This window comes from [Clostridium] innocuum (genome assembly GCA_012317185.1).
Lineage (GTDB): Bacteria > Bacillota_I > Bacilli_A > Erysipelotrichales > Erysipelotrichaceae > Clostridium_AQ > Clostridium_AQ innocuum.
In genome coordinates this window covers 1,423,549-1,436,849 of the sequence record CP048838.1, presented here as the reverse complement: position 1 = coordinate 1,436,849, position 13,301 = coordinate 1,423,549, and the positions used below count along the sequence as shown (strand labels likewise).

Annotated in this window: 6 protein-coding genes and 1 pseudogene; all 7 read right to left on the bottom strand. The window is 44.2% G+C overall.

What is annotated here, in order from left to right:
• Positions 1-186 precede the first annotated feature (186 nt).
• Positions 187-7,476 (bottom strand): S-layer family protein, encoded by a 7,290-nt coding sequence (locus G4D54_06930; GenBank protein ID QJA02176.1) that lies wholly within the window; start codon positions 7,474-7,476, stop codon positions 187-189.
• 259 nt (positions 7,477-7,735) lie between these two features.
• Positions 7,736-8,542, bottom strand: coding sequence for a hypothetical protein (locus G4D54_06925; protein ID QJA02175.1), 807 nt, complete (start codon positions 8,540-8,542; stop codon positions 7,736-7,738).
• Between the two features lie 242 nt (positions 8,543-8,784).
• A complete protein-coding gene (locus tag G4D54_06920; protein ID QJA02174.1) occupies positions 8,785-9,366 on the bottom strand; it encodes a hypothetical protein in 582 nt (193 codons plus the stop codon).
• Positions 9,330-9,989, bottom strand: coding sequence for an AAA family ATPase (locus tag G4D54_06915; protein ID QJA02173.1), 660 nt, complete (start codon positions 9,987-9,989; stop codon positions 9,330-9,332). Before G4D54_06915 ends, G4D54_06920 begins: the two co-directional genes overlap by 37 nt.
• The gene (locus G4D54_06910) at positions 9,941-10,249 is read right to left on the bottom strand and encodes a hypothetical protein (GenBank protein QJA02172.1); all 309 of its coding nucleotides are present in this window, start codon (positions 10,247-10,249) and stop codon (positions 9,941-9,943) included. Before G4D54_06910 ends, G4D54_06915 begins: the two co-directional genes overlap by 49 nt.
• Before the next feature lie 108 nt (positions 10,250-10,357).
• A pseudogene (locus tag G4D54_06905) lies at positions 10,358-10,569 on the bottom strand (AAA family ATPase).
• 385 nt (positions 10,570-10,954) lie between these two features.
• Positions 10,955-13,297 carry a hypothetical protein gene (locus G4D54_06900; GenBank protein QJA02171.1) on the bottom strand — a complete coding sequence of 781 codons (2,343 nt, stop codon included), beginning with the start codon at positions 13,295-13,297 and terminating at the stop codon, positions 10,955-10,957.
• Positions 13,298-13,301: the final 4 nt, after the last annotated feature.

Sequence of the window (13,301 nt, the reverse complement as noted above, 5' to 3'; positions counted from 1 at the left end):
TACTTCTCTATTATAAAACTTTATCTTTGATTTTACTAGGATTTTTAAGCAATTTTTCGTTGGATTTCAAGGGAATTTTGTAATTATTTTGGGAATTGAAAAGTTTGCACCGCTTATTTTCACTACATGAAAGAAAATGTATACAAAATGAAAGAAAAGACCTGTTTTCAAGGTCTTTTCCCCTTCTTATTCAATTACAATTTTCACGGTATTTGCCGCATTGCTGCGATAAAACGCCTGTGCTTCTGTATTGATTATTGTCACTTCATTCCTTGTATCGCTGATGATTTCCAGTATGCCCTGTGTCGTTTCCGCTTCATTGTTGATAAGAAAGCTGACGCTTCCATTTCCACTGGTTTCCTGAATCTGATAAGTCTCATACGGCAGATTTTCCAGCAGCGCCGTAAAATCATTGTCCTTATCCAGCGTCACAAAACGGTTGAAGGAATCGGAGGACACCTGCATGACATAGGACTGGGAATCCGCCGGACGCTGCAATTCCCCCTGTGCGTTGCGAACCCGCTTGGTCAGCTCCATAGAACCGTTCTGTACACCACTGGTACGGTTGATAATACCAACCACTACGGTTGTTCCCGGCAGTACGGTAAATTTCGCCTCATCCACAAGCTCCGGCGAATTGATCAGATACTGTACCGGATAAGAGGAATCCAGCTCCTGCACCTCATAGGCACCGCTTGGATACGTTGTCAGTGACTGATGCCAGCTGTTATCCACATTCAGGTCATACACCTGATCGATTCCTTCCCCACGAATGCGGAATCTAAACGTATCCGGAGCACTTGGCGGCAGATAGTTGCCGTCATCGTCCAGCATATACTTGAATACTTCAATCGTACTGCGGTTGACAATCAGCTCATTGATAACCTCCACAACATTGCTGACAGCATCCCCCATGGTGATGGTAGCACTATCGGTTTCCGCTCCCCCGTTTACCCGATAGGTTGTGATGAACTGATCATTATTGATTTCCCGGATGCTGTAGGTTCCCTTCAGCAGATCGTTAACCACATAGGTGAAGGAATTACCGAAGTTCAATTCCACACGGCGCATCGTCGTCATATTATAGATTTCCACAACATACTGGTCGCCATCCGCCGGGCGGATCAGCGTACCGTTTGCCTGCTTAATGAATTTCGTGATTTCCAGCTTTCCATAGCTGCTGCGCTGGGCGTTGATGATGCTGACATTGTGCGCATCACGGTCGACCTCCACCGTAGCAGTGGAGCTTTCCTGCGCATCATCTACAATATACGTCACCTCATAGCCGCCCGGATTCTGTTCAGAAATCTGATAGGTTCCCGCTGCCAGATCACGCAGTGTGGTCTTCCAGCTGTTGCTTTTCTGCAGAACGACACTTGTCTGCATTCCCGCACCACTTACCGCAACAACAAAGCGCTGGGTATCATTCGGCAAAACGAGCTGTCCGCTGGCGTTGCGGATAAGCTTTGAGAGCGTGATGGAGCCCCCGCTTCCCCCAGCTGCATCAATCATTGCCACCTCATTGGAATTTTTCTCAACATGCACGATGCCGTTTGCGACCTCGCTGCCGCCGTTGATAATATATGTGACCTGATCATCACTGTCCACTTCATCGATCACATACCAGCCATCCATCAGATCCTTGACAAGGATGCTCCAGTGATTGGCTGCATTCAGGGTAAACACCTCATTGTAGCCCGGCTTGGATACATGTACCCGGGTCACAAAATCCTGTGCCGGCTGTTCCAGCTTGCCATTTACCCGCATGAACTTCTCGATGCGGATACTGCCGAAGACTTCCTTCACCGTATTGATAATCTGCACGGTACTGACGTTGCCCTCCACATTGACAATAGCGCTGTTAACCTCACTTGCACCGTTGACAATGTAGCTCACATCATAGCGGTCATCGACCTCATCCACGACGTACACGCCATCCTCCAGAGCATCTACCAGCAGCGACCAGTTGTTTTCACGATTCAATGTAAAGACCTCATTGTACCCCGGTCGTGAGATATGAATGGTGGAAATAAAATCCTCATCCGGACGCACCAGATTCTGATTGCGGCGCATATATTTATCCAGCTGTATACTGCCCCTGCCGGATACCTGCGGTGTATCGATAATCTGAACGGTATTGCTGGTACCTGCCACATGGATGATACCGCGGTCCACTTCATTCCCCCCGTTGATGATGAAGCTGACAGCATCCATCGTCGTCGTTTCGCTGATGACATAATCCCCTGCTGCCAAATCCGAAAGCACGCGCATCCAGCGGTTGGAGGCATCCAGTGTGATCAGCTCATTATAGGAAGGCCCGGATACCAGGAAGACATAGGACGCATCCTTTTGCGGGCGCATCAGCATACCATCCTGACGAATATATTTGGCCATGGTGATGCTGCCGCTTTCCGCTACCTGCTCCCGATTGATGACCTGTACCTGATGCGCAGTGCCATTCACTGCCACAATGGCGCGATCCACCTGAGAACCGCCGTCGATAATATAGCTGACATCCTCATGATCCAGCTCATCGATGACATAGGTTGCGCTTGGTAACGGTCCAATCGTCTCCGTGAAGCTGTTTCTGGAGGATAATGTGAAGATTTCGTTATAGCCCGGTGAGGAAACATGGATGCGATAGCTGCCTGATTGCGGCTTGCTCAGCAGTCCCTGTGCATCCTCTACATATTTGCTCAATGTGATGCTGCCGGTGTTTCCTGTCCCCTGCGGATTGATGATATTCACCGTATTGGCATTCTGCATGACATGAACGATTCCCCTTGCAAGCGGTGCCGCATTATTGACGACATAGCGAACACCCTCCTGTCCACTCTCTTCGATAATTTCATACCAGCCGTCCTTTAAATTGCGCAGGCTGGCATAGAAGTGATTTGCGTAATTCAGAAGAACTCTGCTTGTTTCCTCTTCTCCCTTGATGCGTACCCAGAAGCTGTCCTGCTCGGATGGATAGCGGTAACACCCCTCAGTGTCACGAATGAGCTTGCACAGCTCAATGCTTCCCTCATGCGGCTGCTTCTCCTCATTGATTACCTTGACATCCACGTTTTCCGCTTCCACATTGATGACAGCACTCTCTACTTCCTTACCCCCGTTGATGATATAGCTGACATCATGCGTTGTATTCAGCTCACGCAGCTCATATACCCCCATCGGAAGATGCTCCAGCGTTTCCTTCCAGCGGTTGCAGGAGTTTAGCGTAATAATCTGATGGAACGCTTCTCCCCTGACGTCCACCTCAAACTCCTCTTCCTGCTGCGGTTTCTTCAGACAGCCGCAGGATGCATCGCGCATGTACTTGGAAAGCGTGATGCTTCCCAATGCACATTTCATTACATTGACAGACTGTACATGCACATCACTGCATAACACAATTGTACCATCGCACTCGCGTGCATCATCCACCAGATAATACAGCTCCTTGAATTGCGGATCCTCCTTCTGAATGACCTGATATTCCGCCTGCGGAAGCTCCACCGCCTGATGCCAGTGATTGCGCTCATTCAGCACGAAGGTCTTATCCATATGCTTCCCCTTGACCTGCATATGGAACACCATGTCCTTTGACGGCGCTGTAAGATCATCCTCACAATTCTTGACGACTGCCTCCAGATGCAGCTTCGCCATAGCCTCGCTTGCATTCAGCACGGTAATGTTTACAGCTTCATCCCTGACCTCAAAGTATCCGCTATCCTTCGGACACTCATCATTGATCTGATAACGGACCTCATGATTCCCCAGCTCACGGATTTCATAGGCGCCGTTTGGCTGCCTGCAAAAGGTCGCTGTCCAGTCATTGCTTCTGTCCAGAACACATTCCTGTTTTTCCTTATCATGCAGGAGCTGGATACGGAAGGTGTCGTTTCGTTCCGGCTTAAAGCGTTCTTTGAATCCGTTTTCCATGCATTTGGTAACGGTGATGTCGGCGCGGCGCGGCTGCTTGATCACAGCACAGACGCTTACACATTCCCCGTTTAACTCAATGCAGACAACATCCTCGAATACACACTCCTCAATTTCAAAGCGAACCGCACCGGCATCAAGCACACGCAGTGTATAAGAGCCCGGCTGCAGATTCTTTAATTCATCGCAGAAGCTATTGCGGCTGTTCAGGCAGAGTGTTTCCTTGCAATGCTCGCTGACGATTTCCACACGTACCTCTTCGCCCGGACACAGATCACGGCGAACGCCGTCCTCCTCCATGAGTGCACCAACACGGATGCAGCCCTTTGGACACGGTGTATTTACCATGGTGATGCAGACATCCTCATCACACACATCCACGACGGCAGACGCACACGGCAGATCATTGATCAGCCAGCTGACCTCATAGCCCTCGCATGGAACCTCACGTACCTCATAATGTCCCTGCGGCAAATCATACAGGCGGACACAGAAATCATTTTCGCTGTTCAACTCGATTTTCTGTGTGCACATATCGCTTTCCACGATGGCACAGAAGGACTCACCATAGGATGGCATGACCAGGTTACCGTCTGCATCCGCGATACGCTTCTCCAGCAGCATACAGCCGCAGCGCTCCTCTTCGTTGATGATCGTAACATGCATGCTTTCTCCCTCGAACAGGAAGTAGCAGCTCTCATGCAATTCCCCGTTGATGTCATATACATGCTTACCGCCGCCCAGCTCACGCAGCTCATAATGCTGGTTGGCCAGATTGCTCAGGCAGATGCAGAAATCATTGCCGGCATGCAGTTCATATACCTCATGACAGTTCTTGCCCTTTAGCAGCACACGGTATACGGCATCCTCATCCGGCATCACGATACGGTTTCCATCCCGTATGCGTTTTTCAATCGTTACAACGCCCTGCCGCTGTTCACTGTTGATGATGTCGATATATTCATCATCACGTCCCAGTGTAAAGCAGGCACGCTCGCAGCTTTCCCCATTGACGCGGTAGCGGACATTCCAGTTTTCATCGACCTCACTGATTTCATAGCTTCCCTCCATCAGATCATCGAAATATACACAGAAGTCATTGCGTGCACACAGGCGGTAGGTGCGGCTGAAGCCCTGTCCCTGTAACAGGAAGCGGAATTCATCCTGCGGACACGGCATGAACAGCTCCCCCTGCGCATCCTCGATATACTTGGTAACGCGGACACTTCCTGTGCAGTCGCTTTCCTGATTGACAATCAGAACCTCCACATCGCACTGTCCCAGCTCGACATTGCCGAAGCTTTCCTCGTTGCCGTCTATGACATAGCTAACGCGATAGCCCAGATTATCCTTCTGCACAATACGATAGCGTCCCTGCGGCAGCTGATCCAGAATCACACACCAGTTGTTTTCCGCACGCAGACAGACGTGCTCACTGCACTCTCTACCTTCGACCAGGATATCCAGCAGCATGCCTCTGGATGGACGCTGCATGTCCCCGTTGCAGCAGCGAACAACACCACGCAGCTTCAGCATACCGCTGTTGCGGCGGCGGTTGATGATGCTGACCTCCTGATTGGACCCATCCATATACACGATGGCATCGCATTCATCCTGCTGATTGACGATATAGGAAACATCATAATCATAGCTGTCCAGCTCGGTAATACGGTATTCTCCTGCCGCAAGACCCTCCAGCATGACACACCAGTTGTTTCCGGCCTTTAACAGATACGTTTCCTTGAAGCAGGCACTTTCCACACATACTTCAAATTCCTCATCGCGCCCCGGCTTGACCAGCTCACCGCTTCGTGTTTCTTCAAATTTACAGATTTTCAAAACACCGCAGCTGCTCTTCGCAACACTGTTGATGATGCGGATTTCATTTTCACAGCAGTCATCGACAACAAAGCGGGCATGACGGCACTCCCGTCCGCAGTTGACCTGATAGCTGACCTCATACTCACACGGTGCATCCTCACGCACCTCATAGCTGCCGAAGCGCAGATCATCGAAGCACATGCACCAGTCGTTATCCGCATTCAGCTCGAAGCAGCGTTTACAGAAGTAGGAGCTGAGGGTTACATGAAAGCACTGATGCTTCTGCGGCTTAATCAAATCACCGAATTCATTGCGCACATATTTGCAGATGCTGACCTTACCTGCATTGCGTTCCTCATTGATGACGGACACACAGAAGGCATTGTCACCATTGATGCGGATACAGGCACTAGTACTCTCTCTTCCCCCGTTGATAACATAGCTTGTCGTATAATCGGTATTACAGCTCACTTCCTCGATGATATATTCCCCATTGCATAAATTCGCGATATCCACGCAGAAGTTGTTGCTGGCATTCAGATTAAAGGTTTCATTCATACCGCAGCCGCTGACCATGACCATGAACTGCAGATCCTTCGACGGCTTGGAAACACTGCCGTCACAGCTGCGAATAAACTTGCAGATACGAAGCGGTGAGGTCATACCTTCACAAAGTCCCATATTCTGCTGTGAATTGATAATCATAACCGATGCCTGCTCACAGTCGTTCAGCTCTACATTGGCATAGCACTGCTCCTCACGGCCATTTACGATATAAACCGGATTCGCTTCCATCGGATCACTCAGCTCATTGATATCGTAATAGCCCGGCAGCAGTCCGCAAAGCATGGCACAGTAGTCATTATCCTCGCTCAGCTCAATCAGACGATCATCGCTGTCAGAGATAACGCGAACCTGATAAACCTCACCACAGCCCGGCTTGCACAGGTGTCCGTTTTCCATACGAATATACTTTTCAATCTTCAATACAGTGTCTGCACGCAGTTCATTGATCATGACGAGTTCATTTTCCTGCGGCATCAGATCAAAGCGGCCATCCGAGGTTTCTCCCTCATCATTGAATCTCCAGCGGGTCAGATACCCTGTACATCCGCTTTCCTCAACCATAGTATAGCCTGGCAGCAGGTCACAGATGGTTTCCTGAAAGTCATTGGATGCATCAAGGGTAACACACTGCTCCTGCCCATTCTGCATGACATGCAGGGTAAATGCCATGTCCCTCTGAAATTCCAGCGGGTCCCCATTCATATCTACTAATTTCTTTACGACATGCAGCTGTGTCTCACCCAGCTGCTGATTGATGATGCGGACTGTGCGGTGAGAGGTCGTACTCGTGTAGATCACTGTGGCGTAGTCCTCCTGCTGAATTTCCTCATCCACCAGATAGGTGATATCCACCTCATCCCCGTTGATCATCTGCTGTCCGCTTTCATCCGTCTGTACGATGACATGCTGTACTGCCTGGATATCGGAAATCGTGATTTTTCCAATACCGGTAGCCGGATCGATGGGTACATCATAATAACAGCATTCGTTCTGAGAGTGACAGACCTTGACATGACGCATTCTGCGTATGTCTCTGGCACTACCGTCACGCATCCTCTCTTCTATGACAATATCCATGCTCGCATTTTCTATGCACGGCTGTGCCGTTTCCAGAAGGCTGACAGGCAGCATGCGGTAAAAGACGTTCCATAAGCGTTTGCTCATCTTTATCCTCCTTCTTCATATAAGCGATTCATTTCTTATACATTCTAGTATATGAGCCCACATGGAAATTGTTCTACAAAATAAAAGAACCGTTAATTCATCAACGGTTCCAGCTGCAGCAGCACATAGGGCTGCCCCTCAATTTTGATTACATGTACACGCAGTACAGCATAGGTATTCTTCATGTGCAGTGTTACAACAAACGGGATATCATATTCATTATTCATTACAATCACCTGCTTTATCGTATGTAAAAAGCTTAAACGTGTACATCCTCATCATAGATACACACCATAAAGGTATAGTAGAATACCAGCACCAGACACATGACAACACCATAGATAACAGATACAAGAAAGGCAGGAAGAAGCTGCATATTATCAAACAGGGAAAGTCCCAGCTCCATCGCATCCATGAATGGATTGCTGCGGGTCATGATATCAACGACACCGCTGTTTACAGCAAACAGGGTTCCATATTGGAAAAAGGCATTCATGAACGAGGTATAGGCAAAAGCAATTAAAAAGATGACCAGCATACTGTAAAAGGAAGAACGGTAATGCCGAATGATCTTAACAAAGGCATCCTTTATGATGAGAAACGGATTCCGCGCCCCGTCATAAATGGCAAAGCAGGCAAATACCTGCACCGGAATATAAAACATCATCAGCACAAGCATGATTGGAGTCAGTATGGTATTGATACTGCTCATATCCGCAAGCATCAGCTGAAAGGAAAGCCAGCTGCTCCCCACCATTACGACAAACAGCAGGGTCTGCACCCCAATGAGAGGAAACATATAGTCCTTCATCGTAAGCGTACGTATATCTTCCCGCTTGGTACGGATAAACTGAAACATGACAATCAGATATACATAGGCAGCCACAACAACGATCAGATAGAGAAACAGGTAGGATACCAGCATACTGCCTGCCCGGCTGACAACCGAAATTCCCATACTGTAAATCGAGCAGTACAGAATGCTGAGCAGCATCAGCATAATCAGCAGACTGGCAATGCGTTCTCTTATATTGGTAAATGAAAGAAAGTCTTTCCAAGTTTTCATAATATCACCTCAGGTATAGGTTATTCTACCATATTTCATGTAAAATGGGAAATGCTAAAAAGGATAAGATTGGAACTGTGCAGGCGGTGCTCAGATATGAATAGTTTCCATAGACGATGTTTGATTGCTGATTCTTATCTTTAGTGCCTAAGATTTCCTTAATATGTAAAAATCCTCCTGCAAGCCGCACAGGAAGACTTCAGTAAACAGGATATGCATGTATATACTGTATTTTATTGATATCACGCATGAACGTACATCTCAACCTGCTTTCCCCGATGCGCAAGTCCTACTTTAATAACATTTTGCATATCGTGATCATATTTCTTGTCTATGATTTGATCACATGCAAGCTTCGCCAATTTTGTAAGGTCAATATTTTCGTCCTTTGTATATTTCAATTCAAACAACAGTGAGGGTTCTCCACTGGTTTTGTTGCTTAACAAAATGTCATACCTACCTTCACCATGCTCCCGATTGCTCGAAATTTCATAAGCATTTCCCAACCGCATAAGAAGACCTAATAGAAGCGTCTGGTAAGAATTCTCATTGATTAAATCAAAATAACTTATAGTATCCATCAGAATTTTACGATATCCGCGCAAAAACCCTTTCCAGTCTTTTTGAAGGAGTTTATCTGTTAAAACATCGATACTATTCTCATCTACATGAAGATAATGTGCTGTGATTGCACTAAATTCACTCATGATTTCTTTATTAGGAATTCTTAATTCATATCTTCCGAGTAATGAATCAAGCGTATCCTGTACGGTTAGATATCCGGCATTCAGGCACTGCCCGCCTGAGGCGCAAACAGCCCCCATAAACTGCTTGTTTCCTTTAGCTCATAAAAAGATGTTTCGAAATTTACAAGTGTTCTAACTGTTCCGATCCTTATTAATTCTTCATATCCCTCTTTAAATGAAGCATCACAATCTTTCATTGCCACTTTTATCATTTTATTAGAACTGGTATTCACCCAGTAAGGCATCAATACTTTACGTTCCGCGTAATTGATAATGGACCAGGGATTAAAAATGTCTACGCCTCCCATATTATAACCGTCATATAATGCGCGTACTTCATCCGTATACTTCAAATCATAATATGCTAACAAGTCTTTTACCTCATTCTTTGTAAATCCAAAGTATTCTGCATATTCTTTATCCTTTACTGTACATACAAGCAGATTATTTAAATCAGAAAAAAGGCCTCTGCCCGCCTTACGCGTATTCTCTTTCGCAACGCGCTGTATGCCTGTCAATATAGCAAATTGTAAATCATCACTTGTTTTCAAAGCCGTATGCAGGAGTGCTGATAAGGCACCGCTCACTTCTTTATAAAATCCCTGTGTATGGGCTTCAATAAACGGTGTGTCACGCCTTGGGCGGGCAGCGCCTATTCGTCTATAAACAACATAACGCGTTTTTTGTAATATTGATGACATTTTTTCATTAAAAAGCTGATTGCATGGTCAACTAGCTCCAAGTTTTCGTCTTCAAGATCAGATAATCCCCGTAAAATCAAATCAAATTTAGGCTTTTCAAACATACTGAGTTTTTCTAAAACACATGCATATTCATCATAAACATTTAATAATTGCTCCTTTATAGATTTTACTATCCTCCTCTTAGATTCTTTTGCATCCGCAAAAGATAAAAATATTGTTGGATACGTATTTATATAGGAAGCATACTCTGTTTTCATATTGCTGAAGCTTCAAAAATGCTAGCTGAATTCTTGGTAACATCGAAAAAATCTGAAAGCATGCCATGGGTGGGCAGCGCCTGCTCATATTGATTGTCTTCCCCGCTACTAGCGCGCCTTTTGTCGGATACCAAAGGTATCGGCAATATTTCGGTGAAAGCGTCTTGGTCGTGTAATCAGTGTAACAGTTGTTTTCCTTTCCAGAAACTCCGCAATCATCACGCCTCAGGCGGGCAGTGCCTGCTTTTATCAACTGTGTAATAATCTTCAACCCGTAATTTCTGATAACCGTCAACTCCTATTGGTATGGCTTTTTTCAAAATATCACCGCCTTCTATATATATTATACCTTAATTTCATAATTCAGACATACGAATTGAGAAAAAGGATACATAAATCAACGTACTGCGAAAGCTTTTTAGTTTTGCTCTTTTCAATGTATCACTAGATATCTGTATCATAGCATGAATTCATCGCTTTATGGCGAAAAATCAATAAATTGTGGATTTAAATGCACGATAATCAAGTTTTTTCTACACCACAGTTAACCAAAGCATTCTGGAAAATCAATCTTCTATTATAAAATTTCTATACGTAAAAAAATCCTCCTGCCGATATTGCAGGAAGAATTTTTTATTGCATTTTATGTACCTTTCACAAAACAAGCCTGTGCAGGAAATCCATATGGATGAATATTGCTCGATATTAAAGCTTCCTTTTTGAATGTATCAATGAAAATCGCCTCACAGATGAGCCCGCTAGAAATAGTATAATCACCAAATACTTAATGAAATTGAAATTATGATATAGAAAGAGATTTCCCTGAACCAAGTCAAAGACAGTGACATACAAGATAAAATCAGCACCGTTATAATAAAGAATCATTGGAAACAATAATATAAATAAACTCAAAAAGCAGCTAACAAGAGGATTTTCACACTTTTTAGATATTAGGGCTACGATACAGCCACTGAGCACTACACCCGAGCACCGGATGAAATACAGCAAACAAGCATACTGCAAACATGAAATTTCAAGCGGTAATGAAGATGCAATACTCCAATCATCAGGTACTACAGCTTGTAATGGGGCATCCCATTGAAACATCGGATATAGTTGATGAAATGCAAGTGCGTCACTAAGATTGTAAAATAAATACATGAATACCGACACCATTAGTACAACTATGAATTTAGCTCTATTCCTCGACCTTCTGCCTTTTTTTGTAGTCTCATACAGTATATACTCCTTTTTCTGCTGATCAAATGTATAGATTCCATGTAAAGCAAATATAAGGGAGGCAATCAGCAGAATACTCATTTGAATATCCCGCTCTTGTGTATTCATAGCAAAAATAGCCTGATATCCCTTTTTATAAACGAGTACCTCACCATCCTGATAATCCTTATAAAAAATCTTGAACGCCGCTTTGTCTTTTATTTGATCCATACTCTTTTTTAATAAAGCCTGGTAATTTGCTTCCGATGCCGCCATTCCCCTATCTTTCTCTGCAGCTAGCTTTTCCAGTTCTGTTTCCTGCTCCTCATACAGCTTATATTGTTTTTCAATTTTACGCTTCTTAACAGGATTCAGTACACCGCCATATTCTTTATATAGTTCTATCACCTTATCCTCAATGACAGAGTCCTGTCGCTGACTGGCAATTGTATAACTATAATTCCCCTGATAAACACACAGCAGGACACATATGATAAAGAATTTATTATTAACAATGATTTTTTGAATTTCATGTATCAACAGACTGGTATGCTGTACAAACGCAATCGAATGAGCATTCCATTTGGGGACCCTGACCTTTTTATGTAAAAACAGGAATAACGCTGTAAAAAGTAACATACATATGATGATACATATACATAGGAGTTCAGCTAATGATATTGTAATAGAACAAAATGTAAATACTATATAATCCTGATAAAACGTATGTGTATTACTGATTTCATATAAATTGAGGTAATGAAAGATACGCAGTATAGAGTTGACTGAAATAGTCTGGAAAAGCAGATAAGAGAGGGCCAGCAATGCACTCATTAAAAGAATAGAGAATTTCTGAAAGCATTGATACAAACATGCAAATATCATAGCTAAAGTGAATCCTGTAATGATTTTTATGGCAAATGTTATACCATACCACATACCTACATTTCCTTGAAATGCGCTTGTATACAGAGAAGGTATGCTTTGAATGGATGCTTCCCAATTTCTGCCGCCATACAATCCCTGCAGGAGAAGCAGATATCCCCCTTCAATTAGGATCGTAAGCAAAATACCTGTAATGAAGATAACAATGCATTTAGAAAAGCGTGATGCGACCCTTCCATATTTCGTAGTTGTTATCAAGGATGTCATATCTGCACTTTCATCGCTCTGTAATACGATAATCGCTATAAATAACCAGGCAAAACAAATCATGATAGAGACAGAGCTTGTCACATAACGTTCAAAAACAAGGAAGCCTTCGTCACTGAAGCTTGTATTACGAAGCCTTTCGTAGGTACTTTTTGTGAATTCCAACTGTTGTAGCTTTTCATCCGATATCGTAATATGCATGGGATTATTTTTGAGAAAATCCGTTTTCTTCAGAATACCATCCAGATATGTTTGATACTCTGTTATACGATTGTAATAGGTATGGAGATACTGGTATATCTGTAAATGAGCATTCAAATCCGTATAGATATCCGTTTGCAGTAATTTTTGATATTCTGATAGAAAATCTGCATCAGCCTTCTGTGCTTCCGTATCATCCTGAAAGGCCTCCGTTAAATGAAGCTGCTCTTCATATTGCTTCACTTGTGTGAAGAATGTATGCTTTTTTTCTATCCATGCTTTTTTATCCTGCAGATTTTTGCCATTTAATTGTTTATTTATGCTGAAATAAACATCTTTATATTTCGCCATTACATCATTGCTCTGTAATTGTTCCATATACAGAAAGGTGAATGTCGCAAAAAGAAGAAGAAGGATGGCAACGATCAGATTGCGCTTTGATGTAAGCTTCCTTATCTCATATCGTATAAGCTGCATATAA

What these genes read in the sequence shown, in the direction of transcription:
- G4D54_06915 (QJA02173.1), bottom strand. Translation starts at nt 9,989, where the DNA reads ATGTCATCAATATTACAAAAAACGCGTTATGTTGTTTATAGACGAATA.
- G4D54_06920 (QJA02174.1), bottom strand. Translation starts at nt 9,366, where the DNA reads ATGGGGGCTGTTTGCGCCTCAGGCGGGCAGTGCCTGAATGCCGGATAT.
- G4D54_06925 (QJA02175.1), bottom strand. Translation starts at nt 8,542, where the DNA reads ATGAAAACTTGGAAAGACTTTCTTTCATTTACCAATATAAGAGAACGC.
- G4D54_06910 (QJA02172.1), bottom strand. Translation starts at nt 10,249, where the DNA reads ATGAAAACAGAGTATGCTTCCTATATAAATACGTATCCAACAATATTT.
- G4D54_06900 (QJA02171.1), bottom strand. Translation starts at nt 13,297, where the DNA reads ATGCAGCTTATACGATATGAGATAAGGAAGCTTACATCAAAGCGCAAT.
- G4D54_06930 (QJA02176.1), bottom strand. Translation starts at nt 7,476, where the DNA reads ATGAGCAAACGCTTATGGAACGTCTTTTACCGCATGCTGCCTGTCAGC.